The sequence below is a fragment of the Gilliamella sp. Choc6-1 genome (assembly GCF_001690385.1).
GTDB lineage: Bacteria > Pseudomonadota > Gammaproteobacteria > Enterobacterales > Orbaceae > Gilliamella > Gilliamella apicola_A.
On sequence record NZ_LZHI01000026.1, the window covers coordinates 37,534 to 55,589 of the forward strand.

The following is an 18,056-nucleotide window of genomic DNA, read 5'->3' on the forward strand; positions in this document are numbered from 1 at the left end:
TTTTTAAAGTAAACTAAATAAGTTATATACTTTTAACAATAATAACTAAACATCTTTCAGCACCCAATTGTGGAATGCTCAGCTTAATATTCTGGGTAAGCCTAAAATCTTCAGGAATAGGATCAAGATCGCTACCTTTTAAAGCATAAAAAGATCCTTGTTCATTAGGAAGATGCTTACACCAACTAAGCATGTCTTGCAATGAAGCAAATGCTCGGCTAATAACGCCATCAAACTTTTTATCGCTATACTCCTCTATTCGGCTTTGTATTGGGTTTATATTAGTTAGCTTTAATTCAAACTGAACTTGTTTTAAAAATCGAATACGCTTACCTAAACTATCCACTAAATCAAATTGTTTATCTGGGTTAATAATTGCTAGTGGAACGCCTGGTAAACCAGGACCAGTTCCAACATCAATAAAAGTTTTGCCAGTTAAATAGGGCGATACAACTAAGCTATCCATGATATGTTTGATTAACATTTCATTAGGATCTCGTACAGCTGTTAAGTTGTAAGTCTTATTCCATTTATTAAGCATTTCAACATAATGGATCAATTGATCTATTTGTGATTCTGAGATCAAAAGATCCGTTTGATCTATTAAATTAATGAGTTTCTTTTTTAACATAATTTTTCTTTTTTAAATAAACTAGTAACATTGAAATTGCAGCAGGAGTAATTCCTGATATACGCGAAGCTTGTCCTATTGAAATAGGTTTATGTTGTTTTAATTTAGCCACAACTTCGTTCGATAAACCCGATATTTCAGCATAATCAATATGCTCAGGAATAAGCGTTTCTTCATTGCGTTTTTGACGTTCAATTTCTTCTATTTGTAATTTTATATATCCATCATATTTAACTTGAATTTCAACCTGTTCCGCAGCCTGTGCGTCAGACAATCCAGGAGAAAATAATGAAAGCGATTTCAATGTGTTATAACTCATTTCAGGCCGCTTAAGTAACTCTTCTCCGTTGGCTTCTTTAGTCAAATTAGCACCTAACACAGCATTTACTTCGTCAATGCTTTCAATATGAGGATGTACCCATATATCACGTAATCTTGCTCTTTCTTGTTCAATAGCTTCAAATTTTTCGTTAAAACGTTGCCAGCGATAATCATCAACCATACCTAGCTTGCGACCAATCTCAGTTAAGCGAATATCAGCATTGTCTTCACGTAACATTAAACGATATTCAGCACGAGAGGTAAACATGCGATAAGGTTCGTTAGTACCAAGAGTACAAAGATCATCAACTAATACCCCTAAATAGGCTTGATCACGGCTTGGATACCATTGATCTTGATCATATGCAAAACGTGCTGCATTTAAGCCAGCAAGCATTCCTTGAGCTGCGGCTTCTTCATAGCCAGTTGTTCCGTTGATCTGTCCTGCTAAAAAGAGACCTTTAATAACTTTACTTTCAAGTGTTGGTTTAAGATCCCTTGGATCAAAATAATCATATTCGATCGCATAACCTGGTCTGACAATATTAGCATTTTCTAATCCTTTCATACTGCGTACAAATGCTAATTGTGTATCAAATGGTAAACTTGTTGAGATCCCATTTGGATATATTTCGTTGCTATCTAATCCTTCAGGTTCTAAATAGATCTGATGAGAATTACGATCCGCAAAACGCATAATTTTGTCTTCAATAGATGGGCAGTATCTTGGACCAACTCCTTCTATCACACCAGTATACATGGGACTACGATCTAAACTATTTCGGATGATCTCGTGCGTTGTTTCGTTAGTGCTTGTTATATAGCAAGGAATTTGTTTAGGATGTTCGTTTGCATTACCTAAAAATGAGAATACAGGAACAGGATCATCACCATATTGTGTACCTAATTTTGAAAAATCAATTGTTCTAGCATCAATTCGTGGAGGGGTACCAGTTTTTAATCGTCCCATTCTAAATGGATATTGATGAAGTGATTTTGATAAGCCGATCGAAGCAGGATCGCCTGTACGTCCACCACTGTAATTATTAAGTCCTATATGGATCTTTCCGTCTAAAAAGGTACCTGTTGTTAATACGACTGTTTTAGCTTTAAAGCATACTCCCATTTGGGTTTTTACACCTACGATCTGATCGTTTTTGATGATCACATCTTCAACAGATTGTTGAAAAAGAATTAAGTTTTCTTGATTTTCAAGTGTAGTTCGGATCACTTTGCAATATAGTGATCGATCTGCTTGTGCTCTTGTAGCCCTAACTGCAGGTCCTTTACTGCTATTTAAGATCCTAAATTGGATCCCAGCATGATCGATAGCGCGTGCCATTAAGCCACCCATTGCATCAATTTCTTTTACCAAATGGCCTTTACCTATACCACCAATGGCAGGATTACAAGACATTTGTCCTAATGTATTGATATTATGGGTTAAAAGTAGTGTTTTTCGCCCCATTCTTGCTGATGCCATTGCTGCTTCTGTTCCTGCATGACCGCCACCAACGATGATGACATCAAAAAGATCTGGATAAAACATAAAAAGCCTCGTATTTATTTTGTGTATAGATGATCGCTAATTTAGATCGGGAGATTTGATTTATTCAGGGTAGGAGATTTTACTCATCTTTTTGGTTACGTCAAATGATCTATTAGGATCGCATTCTAAATAAAATAAGATCTTTTAGATGATCTTTTTATTTTTATTATTATTATGTAGGATAACTTTTGTGGGTAACTCTATTTTATTATTATTTTGTTTGATCTTATCGATCGCTAAATTATGTTAGTTGATCGGATCTTTTTTGTTTTAATTATGTTGATAAGTGCTACTTTTATTCACAGTTAATTTTGTTTCTTAGGTTGTTAATAGGCTTATCACAACTTATTATCCCGTTTTATCACAAAGTTATCCACAAAAAAATAAATTCGTTTGCTTACTTTTTATCTTTTATTGCCTTTATTTTATACATAAGTGAGTAATCTACTCTTTTTATGATCTTATTATTTGAATAAAATTCAAAAACAACTGAATAACTTGGTTAGTTTTATTTTTTTATTAATAGTAAATTAACTTGTATTTGTGTTATTTAAAATACACATTAAATACTTTGAAAAGTAGGATGTTTTTCTTTTCTATAAAAGTGATTGATTTTTATAAAAGCAAATTTATACTTAATATGATTTTATTTGTATTGTGAGGTTACTTTATTACTCTTTCACAGCTACCTTTGCCTTTTCCGTTATCTAATAATGAAACTTTTGATAGTTTTTATGTAGGTAATAATCGGTTATTGTTTGATTCGTTGCAAACCTTATTAGGTAAAGAGGGTTTTAATGTCTTTTATATATGGGCGGCTAACGTTGCAGGCCGAACTCACCTTTTACATGCGTCAAGCCAAAATAAATTAGCTAGTTATATTCCATTAAAACAGCATTATCATTTGGTACCTGAAATTTTACAAGGATTAGAAAATTATGATTTAGTCTGTTTAGATGATATTGATGCAATAGCAGGTCATAGAGATTGGGAAGAGGCTATTTTTGATTTATTTAATCGTTTGACAGAAAAAAATGTGAGTAAATTATTGATAACTGCAAATGCACCACCTAAACAAATTCCTTTTATATTGCCTGATTTAGTTTCTAGATTATCTTGGGGGCAGGTTTATCAATTAAAAGAACTTAGCGATGATGACAAGCTTAAAGCTTTGCAATTGAGAGCACAATTAAGTGGATTTGAACTATCAACAGATGTTGGGTTATTTTTATTAAAACGTGTTAATCGTGATATGCGTACATTATTTTCTTTGTTAGAAAAGTTTGAAGTAGCAACGTTAGCACAACAACGAAAGCTAACTATTCCTTTTATTAAAAATATTTTGGATTTGTAATATGAGCCATAAACCTGAAGCTATTGTTTTTTTTGATTTAGATGGGACATTATTTAATAGTCAAATTGATATATTGTCCAGTTCCCTTGATGCTATAAAAAAGTTAAAACATAATAATATTATTCCAGTGATAGCAACTGGTCGAACACCCTGTGAAGTTTCTGATTTAATGCAAAAGACTCAAATAGATTCGATTATTGGCATGAATGGGCAAGTTGTTTTATACAGAGGCGAAAAGGTTTTTACTAATAATATTGATAAAGATTTGATAATAAGAATACATCAGTATTCTAAGCAGGAAACGAATATTCCTTTATCTTTTTATAATGATGAAATGATGTGTATATCTGAGTATAGTCAAGCAGCCGAGAAGTTTTATCATTATCTTAAGCAACCAGTTCCTCCTGTTGATGATCAGGTTTATTTAAAATCACCTATTCAGATGCTTTTATTACTTTGTGAATCTGGAGAAGAGTTTTATCGAGATGTTTTCCCTGAGTTAACTTTTATTCGTAATACCCCTTACTGTGTTGATGTTTTTAATCATGGTGGCTCTAAAGGTTATGGTATTACTCAGTTATTAAAAAATAAAGAGTTCACTGATGTGCCAACTTATGCATTTGGTGATGGTATGAATGATTTTGAAATGTTCTTAACCGTTGATCACCCTATTGCTATGGGTAATGCAGTTGATGAATTAAAAGCAAAAGCTGAGTTTGTTACAGATACTAATAATAATGATGGTATTGCTAAAGCGTTACAAAAATTTGGGTTGATTTGATCGATATTTTTTAGTTTATTAATAAATAACGCCCAAACACACAGCTTGGTTTGCCCCAGTTACTTCGGGAATATTTGATGGAATGTTGTTGATCCGGCAATAAGCGAGCCAAGCGAAGGCTATAGCTTCCATGTCGTCACCATTTATGCCTTTAGTATCTGTTGTTAATACTGACCATGATGGTAATAATGCTGATAATCTTTGCATAATAAGTGAATTTTTAGCTCCTCCTCCACAAACTAAAAGCTCACAAGGTAATGTTTTTACTATAGGTAATTTATTGATTTCATTTGCAATTGATAAAGAGGTTAATTCAACGAATGTTGCTTGAATATCTTCAGCTTTTAAATCAATTCCTGTTAGTTTTTTATGTAACCATGGTAAATTAAATAGCTCACGCCCTGTACTTTTAGGTGCTGGTATTTTGAAATAATCTTCATCAAATAATTTATTCAGTAAGTCTTGGCTAACTTTTCCTGTTTTTGCCCACAACCCATTTTTATCATAGCTTTTACCTAGATTTTGATTTATCCAGCAATCAAGCAGTACGTTTCCTGGACCTGTATCATAACCAATAACAGTATGGTTAGGAATTAATACTGAAATGTTACTAATTCCTCCTATATTTAATACTACACGATTGATTTTTGGATCTTGTAGTATAGCTTTATGAAAAGCGGGGACCAGTGGGGCTCCTTGCCCGCCATAAGCCATATCTTTTCGGCGAAAATCAGCTATGGTGGTTATGCCTGTTTTTGCAGCGATAATATTGGCATCGCCAATTTGTAGGGTAAATGGATTGTCACTGATTGGTGCATGGTAAATAGTTTGCCCGTGGCAACCAATTGCTTTTATTTGTTGTTTATCTATTTTATTGTCTTTTAAAAATTGATTGATACTATCTGCAAATAATCCACCAAGTTGATGGTCTAATTCACCCAAATTTTGTAATGTGGTTTGTTTTGTTTCACATAATGTTAATAATTTCTGTCTTAAGTTGGTGGGCATTGGGTAGCAACTACTAGCTATTGATGTGACATTTTTTTCGGTAATACTAACCATAGCAATATCAATTCCATCCATGCTGGTTCCCGACATCACACCAATATATAAATTTTGCATATATCTATCCTTGTCGAATAATGTTACCTGTTTGAATATCTCTGATTTGAGATGGCTGTAATCTATTACCTGCTTCGCCTGCTAAAATCGGAAAATTTTGGCCAAATTGTTTGGCTACTTCGATGGCTGTTTTACAAGGAGGATAACTCGATAAATTAGCACTGGTTGAAACTATCGGTTTGCCATAAAGATCGCATAATTTACGAGCTAAAGGGTGATTGGTGACTCGTACTGCTATGGTTTCGAATTTACCAGTCAAAAAATAAGGTGTTTTTTTATTTTTAGGAAAAACCCAAGTAATAGGACCTGGCCAGCTAGTAAGTGCTAACTGTTTTTGTTCATTAGTTATAGCTGATTCATCTATATAAGGAATCAGTTGTTGGTAATGACTAGCAATTAAAATCAAACCTTTATCTATTGATCGCTGTTTTAGTTGTAACAGTTTTAATACGGCTGATTCACAATTAGGATCACAGCCTAATCCAAAAACAGCTTCGGTTGGGTAGGCCACAACCGAAGCTGTTTTTAGTAACTTCTTGGTTTGTTTTAAAGATAATAAATTTGCCATTAATACATAAATATTAGTTAAACATGGTTGAAAATTATATTAAACCTAGGTATTGAGATTTGCAAATTGGTCTCATTTACTTTTAAACAATTGCTAAAGCCAAATAAATTAAATACTCTTTGATTATTCCCAGTTTATTTGTGGAAAATAATAGGTTGTTAGTTTAATAACTTGTTGCATCGTAATAATTTTAAGCCTAGGATCGATACTTGAACTAAGTCCACGAGCTTTAATATCGTTATCTAATATGTAGCAATGATCTGTTTGTTGGAAAATATAATCCAATAATGGATTATTCTGCGTAGCCATAATAACTCCATTTTGCCAAAATAGCACGGCATCTTGTTTTGATATTATTAGAGGTTCGATAACTAATCGGTTAGCAGAAGAAATTGTGTGTAACATAATTTTTCACTTTTTATATTGAATAACATGCTCGAATTTTAAAAAAAATTTAGTCCAATCTTATTTGGTACATCTTTATAGGGTATTAGTATATAATAAGTACTATTTATTGAGCAAAGAATGCGTGATGAAACTTACTATTTTATCCAATGAGCAAGAAACAGTTTTGTTTGGTAAGCTGCTTGCATCTAAATGTTTAAACTATTTATCAAATCATAATAGTACAATAGTCATTTATTTGATTGGTGACCTAGGTGCAGGTAAAACAACTTTTAGTCGTGGTTTTTTGCAACAATTGGGACATATTGGTAACGTAAAAAGTCCTACGTATACTCTAGTTGAACCTTATCAATTTGATGGTTTTTCAGTTTATCATTTTGATTTATATAGACTTAGTGATCCAGAAGAATTAGAGTTTATGGGGATTCGTGAATATTTTTCTTCGCGATCAATTTGTTTGATTGAGTGGCCACAGCAAGCAAATGGGATCTTGCCAAGTGCTGATCTTGAAATTCATTTGACTTATTTGGCGCTTGAACGTACTGCTTGCGTTCAGGCAATAAGTGAAAAAGGCAGCGAGATTATTAATCTATCATATTTGAAATAAACAATATAAAGACAATGAAAAAATTATTCACTTTTTTTATTTTATTACTGCTTTGTAGTTCTGCCTATGCAGCTAAAGTTGTTATTGCCGTTGATGCGGGGCATGGTGGTAAAGATTCCGGCGCAATAGGGAAAAATAAGTTATATGAAAAAACAGTTACGCTTTCTATTGCTAAAAAACTTACCAATTTACTAAATAAAGATCCTAATTTTAAAGGAGTATTAACCCGTAGCAATGATAATTTTATCTCTGTTTCACAACGCTCTGAAATAGCTCGTAAAAATAAAGCAAATTTATTAATTTCAATTCATGCCGATGCAGCACCGAATCGAAATGCAATGGGTGCTTCTATTTGGGTATTGTCAACCAAGCGAGCTGATACGGAATTAGGAAGATGGCTTGAACAGAGCGAAAAACAATCAGAGTTGTTAGGTGGTGCTGGCAATGCATTAAGCGACGATAGCAATCCTCATTTAAGTCAAGCAATATTAGATTTACAATTTTCTTATTCTCAACAAGTGGGTTATGAGCTAGCACAACAAGTATTAAAACAAATTAAAAAGATAGTAAAATTACATAAATCAGTTCCTGAACATGCAAGTTTAGGTGTATTACGTTCGCCAGATATTCCGTCAATTTTAATTGAAGTTGGTTTTATTTCTAATGAAGGCGAAGAACGATTACTAAATAGTAATGCTCATCAAGATAAGATAGCTAAAGCAATCTATCAAGGTATAAAAAATTACGTTAAACAAAATCCAAAATTTGGAGAGCAACACTAATGGCAATTCATATTCTTTCACCTCAATTAGCAAATCAAATTGCAGCTGGTGAGGTGGTAGAACGTCCTGCTTCTGTTATTAAAGAGTTAGTTGAAAATAGCCTTGATGCGTGTAGCACTCAAATTGATATTGAACTTGAGCAAGGTGGCTGTAAATTAATTCGTATTCGTGATAATGGCTGCGGTATTGCGAAAGATGAATTAGCACTGGCGCTTGCTCGCCATGCTACAAGTAAAATAAGCAAGTTAGATGATTTAGATTCTATTATTAGCCTCGGATTTCGTGGTGAGGCTCTGGCGAGTATAAGTTCAGTTGCAAGATTGACATTAACTTCACGCACAGCAGAACAAACTGAAGCTTGGCAAGTTTATGCTGAAGGGCGAGATATGCAGCCGGTGATTAAACCTGCTGCACACCCAGTTGGCTCCACTGTTGAAGTACTTGATTTGTTTTATAATACTCCTGCAAGACGCCGTTTTTTAAAAACAGAAAAAACCGAATTTATGCATATTGAGGAATTTGTTCGGCGTATTGCGTTATCTCGTCCTGATGTGACTTTTAATTTGCAACATAATGGTAAATTAGTAAAACAATATCGTTTATCTTCTCTTGAAAAAAGAGTTGAATTAGTTTGTGGTCGATCTTTTATGCAAAAAGCTATAAAACTTGATTGGCAGCACGATGATCTGTTTATTCAAGGTTGGGTTACTAGTAGTGAAGTAAGTAATTTACAATATTTTTATGTGAATGGTCGAGTGATCAAAGATAAATTACTTAATCATGCGTTACGACAAGCTTATATAAGACGTACGAATGAACAACAAAGTTATGTGGTATTTTTACAAATTGACCCAAAACAAGTTGATGTTAATGTTCATCCTGCTAAATATGAAGTCCGTTTTCATGAGGCAAGATTGGTTCATGATTTCGTTTATCAATCCATAGTTATGGCGCTTGAATCAGATTTATCTGCAATAGATGAAAAAGTAACAATAACACCTAATCGGCAAGCAGCTGGAGAAAATATCTTTAATCAACAGGCTATTTCTAAGCCTTATCAAGCTAATAACCAATTACCCAAAAAAAATAGCAATTATGCTAAAGAAAATGCGTTATATGGTCAGTTAGTTAGTGTTGAATCTCCCTCTCAAAATATTGCACAACGTGATATCGAAAAACCATTTTTATCTATAGAAGAAAATGACGTAACCGGACCACAAAAAGCGGTGATTGAATCATTATTTCCAAAACGAAGTACTCCGTTACAAACATTACAACAGCATCTTGATAGCTCATCACTAGTACAATTTGGTCGGGTATTAACCATTATTCAGCCTAATATTGCATTGCTTGAAAAGTATGAAGGTGATCAGCAAAAATTATTGTTAATAAAATTGCCTATTGCTCAACAAAAAGTCATTGCGATTAAATTATTATCACAAGATTCTGAAAAATTGCTTATTCCATTAACAATTTTACTCGATAATAAAGAGCAGAAAGTCCTGTCTTCTTATCAACCTCAGTTGAGTTTTTTAGGTTTTCATTTTTATATTGATAAAGCTAAATTATATCTACAAAATGTGCCTAAAATATTGCGAGCAATGAACTGGCAACAAATTTTACCTACTTTAATTAGTTTTATCTCATCATCGGAAAAGGAAGTGTTCAATCCAACTCAAATTGCTGCTTGGTTAGCTAATCAATACTATGATAGTTGTGCGGAGAGTTGGAGTGTAGCTAAGGTAATTCAATTGTTAGCAAAGTTAGAACAGATAGATATTAATTTGTTACAGCAAGAATCATTTTTATATCCGATTGATATAAAAAATTTAACACAATCAATTTTATTATGAATAAACCAAAAATTATTTCGTTAATGGGACCAACAGCATGTGGTAAAACAGCTATCGCTATGGCTCTTTATGATCGCTTTCCCATTGATATTATTAGTGTTGACTCAGCGTTAATTTATCGTGGTATGGATATTGGTACAGCCAAACCAACTAAAGAGGAACAACAGATGTATCCTCATAAATTGATTGATATTTGCGACCCTGTAGAAAGTTATTCAGTTGCAAATTTTCGACGTGATGCATTGGTAGAAATTAAAAAATCACTGGAAAAAGGACGAATTCCTCTATTAGTAGGTGGCACAATGCTTTATTTTAAAGCGTTAATTGAAGGGCTTTCACCACTTCCTGCTGCTAATAGCGAAATTCGTAAGCAAATACAGGAAAAAGCCAATAAATTAGGTTGGCAAGCAATTCACGAAGATCTAAAAAAAGTCGATCCAATTTCAGCTGAACGAATTCATCCTAACGATCCCCAGCGACTTAATCGTGCTTTAGAGGTTTATTTAATTTCAGGTAAAAGCCTAACTGAACTTACACAAGAAAGTGGTGAAGCATTACCATATAATATTATGCAATTTGCTATTATGCCAAAAGATAGGTCTCAATTACATGAACGTATTGAGCAACGTTTTTTACAAATGCTTGATCAAGGATTTGAAAATGAGGTTAGAGCACTTATGCAGCGAACTGATTTGCATTTAAATTTACCTTCTATTCGTTGTGTTGGTTATCGTCAAATGTGGGAATATTTAAATGGTTGTACTAGCTATGATGAGATGGTATTTAAAGGGATCTGCGCTACACGCCAATTAGCGAAAAGACAAATAACGTGGTTACGAGGTTGGAAACAACCTATAACATGGTTAAATACCGATAATATAGGTTCTATTTTTGATAACATATTGAAATAAAAGAGTACGAATATTTTTAATTTAAATTACCCTAGTAATTTTAGTAAAAATATTGCAAGCGTTTGTTAAACATGGGTATAATTTTTTACTTTTTGGTTTAAATTCATTAAAATTTTAGTTATTTGTGCATTAATTGTTGTTGTTTGGTTTAAGAACAGTGCTTTTTATGTTATTTTGGTAGATAATAAAAGAGTTTTATTTTTCGTCGTGAATAATAATTTATTTTCTGCGATAACATTATTGGTTCTTTCATCTTATTATAATTTTCTTATTAAAGGATAAACTCATGTCAAAAGGGCAGTCATTACAAGATCCTTATTTAAACTTGCTTCGTCGCGAGCATATTCCAGTATCTATCTATTTAGTTAATGGTATTAAATTACAAGGACAAATTGAGTCTTTCGATCAATTTGTGATTTTGTTAAAAAATACTGTTAGCCAAATGGTATATAAACATGCTATCTCAACAGTCGTACCATCTAGACCTATTTCTGGATTTGTATCTCAGACTGAAGAGGAAGGCGAAAGCTGATATTTCAGTGGAGAATCTGATTGTTTGAAAGACATAAAGGCGGTGAAACTGCCTTATTAGTTCATGTATTCTTCCCTAAAGAAAGCAATATCGAGGATCTTGAAGAGTTTGAAGTATTAGTTTCTTCAGCTAAGATAGACGTTCTCGATATTGTAACAACTTCAAGAAAAGCACCTCAAGCAAAATATTTTATTGGTGAAGGTAAAGCTCAAGAAATAGCTCAAAAAGTTAAACAGCTTGACGCTTCGGTTATTTTAGTAAATCATGCTTTGACGCCATCCCAAGAACGTAATTTAGAATTATTGTGTAAATGCCGAGTTGTTGATCGAACCGGATTAATTCTAGATATTTTTGCGCAACGAGCTAGAACACATGAAGGTAAATTACAAGTCGAGCTAGCACAATTACAATATTTATCCACACGTTTAGTTCGAGGTTGGACGCATTTAGAACGTCAAAAAGGTGGGATAGGCTTACGTGGACCGGGTGAAACTCAGTTAGAAACCGATAGAAGATTGATTCGTCATCGCATTCAATTAATTTTGTCAAAACTAGCTAAAGTTGAAAAACAACGTAACCAAAATCGCCAATCTAGGAACAAAGCTGATCTGTCAACAGTTTCACTTGTTGGTTATACTAATGCTGGTAAATCGACATTATTTAATGTGTTAACTAATGCCAATGTTTATGCGGCTGATCAACTATTTGCTACGCTTGATCCAACATTACGGCGTATTTATGTTAATGATGTTGGTCAGGTTGTTTTAGCTGACACAGTAGGTTTTATTCGTCATTTACCGCATGATCTTATTGCAGCTTTTAAAGCAACACTTCTCGAAACACAAGAAGCAGCATTATTATTGCATGTGGTAGATGCAGCCGATCCTAATTTGTTAGATAGCATGTATGCAGTTGATGAGGTATTATTTGAAATTAATGCACACAAAATACCGACACTATTTGTTATGAATAAGATCGATTTAATAGAAGATAAACAGCCAAGTATTGATCGAGATGAAAATGGCATCCCAATTCGTGTTTGGATTTCAGCCCAAAATAATTTAGGATTAGATCTTTTATTTATCGCTTTAAAAGAAATACTTACTAAACAAATGCAAATTTGTCAGATAAGTTTGCCTGCTTATTTAGTTAGAATAAGAAGTCGTCTATATCAATTAAATGCAGTAGAAAAGGAAATTATTTGTGATGATGGTAATTTTTATTTAAATGTAAGAATGCCTTCAATTGAGTGGAATAGGCTCTGTAAACAAGAGCCAGATCTGTTATACTTAACTAATACGCAAAATAACAACTAATTGTTAAATGGAGCATATAAAATATGGCGTGGAATCAGCCCGGAAATAACGGACAAGACAATGATCCATGGGGAAATAATAACAAAAAGCCTTCTGGTTCATCAGGTAATTTATTTGATAAAATTAAAAACCTTTTAAAAAAAGGTAATTCAGGCAATATTGGTGGATTATTACCAGGAAAACGCCCAATTAGTGCTACTAAAATAGGTAGCATTGTTATAATTGCATTAATACTTATTTGGGGCGTAAGTGGCTTTTATACTATAAACCAAAGCCAAAGAGGCGTAATTACTCGTTTTGGTCAAGTTCAATCTGAAATCATACAACCAGGGTTGAATTGGAGAATGCCATTGATCGATAATCTTTATATTGTCGATACACAAGGAACACAAAATTTTAATGTGAAAGGATACATCGTTACTACAGGTGAAAACTTAGTTTATGTTGAAATGAATGTTCAGTATCGTATTAATGATCCTTTAAAATATTTATTTAATGTTACTAATGTTAAAGATAGCCTTCATCAAGCAGCTGATAGTGCGCTTAGAACGGCTGTAGGTAGTTCTAATATTGATGCTATTATTTCAGATGGGCGTGCAGCACTTGAAAGTAGCACTAAAGATGAGCTTGTAAATGTTATTACTCATTACGATATGGGAATTAATATTGTTGATTTAAATTTCCAAGTTGCAGGACCGCCAGAGCAAGTTCAGGACGCTTATGATGATGCTATACGAGCTCAAGGTGACAGTGAACGTGAGATAAAGCAGGCTGAAGCGGATAAAGTGCAGTTAATTCAGCAAGCAGAAGGTCGTTCTGCAAGAATTTTAGCTGATGCTAATGCTTATAAAGTTAGCGTTCAACTTGAAGCATCTGGTGATGTTGCTCGATTTGAAAAAATATTACCACAATATAAAGTTGCGCCTGAAATAACTAAAGAGCGCTTATATATCGAAACAATGGAAAAAATATTAAGTAAAACTAATAAAGTCATTATTAATGATAAAAGTGGTAATTTAATGGTATTGCCGTTAGAGCAATTATTAAAAAATAAAGCTGAAAAGGGTTTTGATACCTCGACCTTATCAAATACAAATGAAAGTTATCATTTTAATATGCTAAATACTTCTGAGGAAATAAAAAATCGACAAGAAACTAAACCTGAATCACAAAATAGTAATAAACCTAATGGTGGTAGTATTTCAGGAAATACTACGCGAACTATAGGACGATAAGGAGAAAAAATGCGTAAACTATTAATTCCTATTGTCTTAATCTTGATTGGGATATTTTTTTCAAGTGCTTATGTTATTGAAGAAGGTACGCGTGGAGTCGTATTGCGATTCAATAAAATTATTGCTTTGTCAAAACCTGGATTACATTTCAAAATTCCTGGTATGGATAGAGTAAAAATAATTGATGCAAAAATCCACACGACAAATAGTTCTAATAATAATAGAGAACAGCGGTTTTTTAATGTACAAAAAAAAGAGCTAATTGTTGACTATTTTGTTCAATGGAAAATTATAGATTTTAACCGTTATTATGAAACGGTAGCTGGTGGTAACAATGTTGAAGACTTATTATTAGCACGTTTGAATGGCCGTTTAAGAGCTGAAATTGGTAAGCTTAGTAATGAAGATATTATAAACGATTCTAACGCGGATACTAAATCACGTAATTCTTTAATGATTCGTGTTAAAGATTCTTTAAATGGTACTCATCATGAAGTAGTTAAACATGCTCAAATTGGTAATCTACCTGTTGATCTTAAAAAAGATTCTGAAGATGGCAAAACTAGTTTAAGAGCTTTTGGGGTTGAAGTAATTGATGTGCGTATAAAAAAGATAAACTTCCCTGATGCTGTTTCTGGTTCTATTTATGCAAGAATGCGAGCAGAACGCGAAGTTATTGCTCGAGATAAGCGTTTTGAGGGTGTAAGAAAAGCAGAGGAAATCCGAGCTAGCGCAACATTGCAAGCGGCTAAAATTTTATCTGAAGCTGAGCGAGAGTCACGTATTATCCGTGGTGAAGGGGATGCCGTTGCCGCAAAACTATATGCTGATGCTTTTGGTAAAGATATGATGTTTTTTAGCTTCATTCGTAGTTTAAAAGCTTATGAAAAAAGCATTACAAGTAATGATGTTATGGTAATTAGCCCTGATAATGACTTTTTCCAATATATGAAATTAAAATCAAATAAATAATAGAATGAGTAAATAGCTTATGAGTAATAATGTTGTTGTGCTAGGTACACAATGGGGTGATGAAGGTAAAGGTAAAGTTGTTGATTTACTCACAGAAAAAGCAAAATATGTTGTTCGTTATCAAGGTGGGCATAATGCAGGTCATACATTAGTTATTAATGGTGTAAAAACAGTATTACACTTAATTCCATCAGGAATTTTACGTAATGATGTTATTAGCATTATTGCTAATGGTGTAGTGCTTTGTCCTGATGCTTTGATGAAAGAGATGAAAGAGTTAGAAAATAGTGGTATTCCTGTTAAGGAAAGACTCCTTATCTCTGAATCATGTCCTCTAATTTTGCCTTACCATATTGCATTAGATCAAGCTCGAGAAAAAGCTCGTGGTAATAAAGCTATTGGAACAACAGGGCGTGGTATTGGTCCTGCTTATGAGGATAAAGTTGCTCGCCGTGGGCTTCGAGTCGGTGATTTACGTGATCGCCAAGCTTTTGCTGAAAAATTAAAAGAAGTGATGGAGTACCATAACTTCCAATTAGTCAACTATTACAAAGCAGAAGCGGTTGACTATCAAAAAGTGTTAGATGATACATTAGCGATTGCTGATATTTTAGTTGCTATGATTGCCGATATTCCTGCACTTTTGGAAGATGCACGAAGAAAAGGCGAAAGAATTATGTTCGAAGGTGCACAAGGTACATTACTTGATATCGATCATGGTACTTATCCTTTTGTAACTTCTTCTAATACTACTGCTGGTGGTGTGGCAACGGGATCTGGTTTTGGTCCGCGTTATGTTGGCTATGTGTTAGGTATTGTTAAAGCTTACTCTACGCGTGTTGGTGCTGGTCCATTCCCTACCGAGCTATTTGACGAAGTTGGTGAATATCTTTGCAAACAAGGTAATGAATTTGGTGCAACGACAGGTCGTCGCCGTCGAACTGGATGGCTTGATGCTGTTGCTGTGCGTAAAGCAGTACAACTTAATTCTGTCTCTGGATTTTGTTTAACTAAACTTGATGTGTTAGATGGGCTTAAAGAAGTAAAAATTTGTGTCGGTTACCAATTACCAAATGGTGATGTTATCAAAAACGCTCCAGCTGCCGCTGAAGAGTGGAGCTTAGTAAAACCTGTTTATGAAACTATGCCAGGTTGGAGTGAATCAACTTTTGGTATTAAAAGCTATGATGCACTGCCGCAAGCCGCAAAAGCTTATATCAAAAGAATTGAAGAGTTAACTGAAACACCAATTGATATTATTTCAACAGGTCCTGATCGCAATGAAACCATGATTTTACGTGATCCTTATCAAGCTTAATATTGATTAAAAAATCGGGATAATTTTCCCGATTTTTTATTTTTTGAGGTATAACGATTAACTGTGTATGAGGGAATTATGGCTAAATTAGGTACTCCTTTATCACCGACTGCAACTAAAGTATTGCTTTGTGGTGCAGGAGAATTAGCTAAAGAAGTGGCGATAGAATTACAGCGTTTTGGCTGTGAAGTTATTGCTGTTGATCGCTATGCTAATGCGCCAGCAATGCAAGTAGCTCATCGGTATCATACTGTTAATATGCTTGATGGGGGGGCTCTAAGAAAAGTCATTGAAGTGGAAAATCCTGATTATATCGTACCAGAAATTGAAGCTATTGCTACATCTACATTAATTGAGTTGGAAAAAGAAGGATTTACTATTATTCCAACAGCAAAAGCAACGCAATTAACAATGAATCGTGAGGGAATTCGCCGTCTTGCTGCAGAAGAATTAAAACTACCCACTTCACCTTACCGTTTCGCTGAAAACGAATTTGAATATGAACAAATGGTAAAAGAGATCGGTTTTCCATGTTTGGTTAAGCCAGTTATGAGCTCTTCGGGTAAAGGTCAATCTTTATTGCGTAGTGAAGCAGATATCAAATCTTCATGGATATATGCTCAAGAAGGGGGGCGATCTGGTAAAGGGAAAGTAATCATAGAAGGTTTTGTTGATTTTGATTACGAGATTACTTTGCTGACTGTTCGGCATATTAACGGAGTTTCATTCTGCGAACCAATTGGCCATCGTCAAGAAAAAGGTGATTATCGAGAATCTTGGCAACCTCAGCAGATGCCTGAAAAAGCATTGAAAAAAGCGAAAAATATTGCAACTAAAATAACAGAAGCATTAGGTGGGCGAGGAGTATTTGGTGTTGAATTATTTGTTAAAGGGGAGCAAGTATGGTTTAGTGAAGTATCACCTCGCCCTCATGATACCGGTATGGTGACGTTAATTTCACAAAACTTATCTGAGTTTGCATTACATGCTAGAGCAATATTAGGATTGCCAATTCCAATTATAGAACAATATGGTGCTTGTGCATCGTCTGTCTTATTAGTAGAAGGTAATTCCAAGCAAATAACTTTTGCTAATATTGATAAAGCATTAAGCGAGCCGCAAACCGATTTACGTTTGTTTGGTAAACCAGAAGTAAAAGGAACACGAAGAATGGGTGTTGCGTTAGCTAGAGCATCGACAGTTAAAGAGGCCATTAATAAAGCAATTGATGTGACAAAACAACTAAAGATAACCCTATAATGCATAAATTTGTGTAAAAAACAGTCACTCAATACAAAAAAATAAAAAATTCTAAAATAGGGGTTGACGTTCACAAGTGAAGTGAGTAACATACGCAACCCTTGAGACAGCGAACTAAATCAACAAAAGGTTGATGAAAGATATAAGCTGTTAGCTCTTTAAAAAGAAGAAACAGACAATCTGTGTGGGCACTTGCGAGACGAAGAATTAAAGTCTACGGACTAAAAAGATTAAGAAGTCTTGATAAGTGACACTGAAGATTCATTTGAATATGTCAGAGACAGTTATTGAGCATCAAACTTTAAATTGAAGAGTTTGATCATGGCTCAGATTGAACGCTGGCGGCAGGCTTAACACATGCAAGTCGAACGGTAACATGAGTGCTTGCACTTGATGACGAGTGGCGGACGGGTGAGTAATGTATGGGGATCTGCCAGATGGAGGGGGACAACAGTTGGAAACGACTGCTAATACCGCATAAAGTTGAGAGACCAAAGTACGGTTCCGCGAGGACGTGCGCCATTTGATGAACCCATATG

The 18,056-nt window shown here is 34.1% G+C and carries 16 protein-coding genes, 1 rRNA gene and 1 pseudogene; 13 read left to right on the forward strand and 5 right to left on the reverse strand.

The window, feature by feature from the left end; genetic code table 11:
- Positions 1-22: 22 nt before the first annotated feature.
- The gene (rsmG, locus tag A9G36_RS03120; protein ID WP_034947551.1) at positions 23-631 is read right to left on the reverse strand and encodes a 16S rRNA (guanine(527)-N(7))-methyltransferase RsmG; all 609 of its coding nucleotides are present in this window, start codon (positions 629-631) and stop codon (positions 23-25) included.
- Entirely contained in the window at positions 609-2,501 is a 1,893-nt protein-coding gene (mnmG, locus tag A9G36_RS03125; protein ID WP_065585397.1) for a tRNA uridine-5-carboxymethylaminomethyl(34) synthesis enzyme MnmG, read from the reverse strand. The genes rsmG and mnmG overlap by 23 nt, the downstream gene beginning before the upstream one ends.
- Before the next feature lie 670 nt (positions 2,502-3,171).
- Here mnmG and hda point away from each other — a divergent pair.
- Positions 3,172-3,855 (forward strand): DnaA inactivator Hda, encoded by a 684-nt coding sequence (hda, locus tag A9G36_RS03130; protein WP_080715932.1) that lies wholly within the window; start codon positions 3,172-3,174, stop codon positions 3,853-3,855.
- Position 3,856: 1 nt separating this feature from the next.
- Positions 3,857-4,636: a Cof-type HAD-IIB family hydrolase gene (locus tag A9G36_RS03135; protein ID WP_065568921.1), complete on the forward strand. Its 780-nt coding sequence runs from the start codon at positions 3,857-3,859 to the stop codon at positions 4,634-4,636.
- A gap of 18 nt (positions 4,637-4,654) precedes the next feature.
- On the opposite strand, the gene A9G36_RS03140 is transcribed toward A9G36_RS03135, so the two are convergent.
- From A9G36_RS03140 to tusB, 3 genes are all read right to left on the reverse strand, one after another.
- On the reverse strand, positions 4,655-5,758 hold the full coding sequence (locus A9G36_RS03140; protein WP_034947564.1) for an anhydro-N-acetylmuramic acid kinase: 1,104 nt from the start codon (positions 5,756-5,758) through the stop codon (positions 4,655-4,657).
- A 4-nt stretch (positions 5,759-5,762) separates the two neighbouring features.
- The gene (locus A9G36_RS03145) at positions 5,763-6,326 is read right to left on the reverse strand and encodes a Sua5/YciO/YrdC/YwlC family protein (protein WP_065568922.1); all 564 of its coding nucleotides are present in this window, start codon (positions 6,324-6,326) and stop codon (positions 5,763-5,765) included.
- A gap of 123 nt (positions 6,327-6,449) precedes the next feature.
- The gene (gene tusB, locus A9G36_RS03150; protein WP_065568923.1) at positions 6,450-6,731 is read right to left on the reverse strand and encodes a sulfurtransferase complex subunit TusB; all 282 of its coding nucleotides are present in this window, start codon (positions 6,729-6,731) and stop codon (positions 6,450-6,452) included.
- Between the two features lie 127 nt (positions 6,732-6,858).
- Between tusB and tsaE the strand changes: the two genes are divergently transcribed.
- From tsaE to A9G36_RS03205, 11 genes and pseudogenes are all read left to right on the forward strand, one after another.
- Positions 6,859-7,338, forward strand: a complete 480-nt coding sequence (tsaE, locus tag A9G36_RS03155; RefSeq protein ID WP_034947573.1) for a tRNA (adenosine(37)-N6)-threonylcarbamoyltransferase complex ATPase subunit type 1 TsaE — start codon at positions 6,859-6,861, stop codon at positions 7,336-7,338.
- A gap of 56 nt (positions 7,339-7,394) precedes the next feature.
- A pseudogene (locus A9G36_RS03160) lies at positions 7,395-8,099 on the forward strand (N-acetylmuramoyl-L-alanine amidase); the annotation flags it as partial.
- Between the two features lie 20 nt (positions 8,100-8,119).
- Entirely contained in the window at positions 8,120-9,973 is a 1,854-nt protein-coding gene (gene mutL, locus A9G36_RS03165) for a DNA mismatch repair endonuclease MutL (protein ID WP_065568924.1), read from the forward strand.
- Complete coding sequence (gene miaA / locus A9G36_RS03170; RefSeq protein WP_034947579.1) at positions 9,970-10,884, forward strand: tRNA (adenosine(37)-N6)-dimethylallyltransferase MiaA; 915 nt, start codon at positions 9,970-9,972, stop codon at positions 10,882-10,884. Before mutL ends, miaA begins: the two co-directional genes overlap by 4 nt.
- Before the next feature lie 286 nt (positions 10,885-11,170).
- Positions 11,171-11,416: an RNA chaperone Hfq gene (hfq, locus tag A9G36_RS03175; RefSeq protein ID WP_034947582.1), complete on the forward strand. Its 246-nt coding sequence runs from the start codon at positions 11,171-11,173 to the stop codon at positions 11,414-11,416.
- 20 nt (positions 11,417-11,436) lie between these two features.
- A complete protein-coding gene (gene hflX / locus A9G36_RS03180) occupies positions 11,437-12,732 on the forward strand; it encodes a ribosome rescue GTPase HflX (protein WP_065585398.1) in 1,296 nt (431 codons plus the stop codon).
- 23 nt (positions 12,733-12,755) lie between these two features.
- A complete protein-coding gene (gene hflK, locus A9G36_RS03185) occupies positions 12,756-13,967 on the forward strand; it encodes an FtsH protease activity modulator HflK (protein ID WP_051825406.1) in 1,212 nt (403 codons plus the stop codon).
- Between the two features lie 9 nt (positions 13,968-13,976).
- On the forward strand, positions 13,977-14,939 hold the full coding sequence (gene hflC / locus A9G36_RS03190) for a protease modulator HflC (protein ID WP_034947588.1): 963 nt from the start codon (positions 13,977-13,979) through the stop codon (positions 14,937-14,939).
- A 19-nt stretch (positions 14,940-14,958) separates the two neighbouring features.
- Positions 14,959-16,257 carry an adenylosuccinate synthase gene (locus A9G36_RS03195; RefSeq protein ID WP_065568926.1) on the forward strand — a complete coding sequence of 433 codons (1,299 nt, stop codon included), beginning with the start codon at positions 14,959-14,961 and terminating at the stop codon, positions 16,255-16,257.
- Between the two features lie 78 nt (positions 16,258-16,335).
- Positions 16,336-17,517 carry a formate-dependent phosphoribosylglycinamide formyltransferase gene (gene purT / locus A9G36_RS03200; RefSeq protein ID WP_065585399.1) on the forward strand — a complete coding sequence of 394 codons (1,182 nt, stop codon included), beginning with the start codon at positions 16,336-16,338 and terminating at the stop codon, positions 17,515-17,517.
- A gap of 303 nt (positions 17,518-17,820) precedes the next feature.
- A 16S ribosomal RNA gene (locus A9G36_RS03205) occupies positions 17,821-18,056 on the forward strand; the annotation flags it as partial.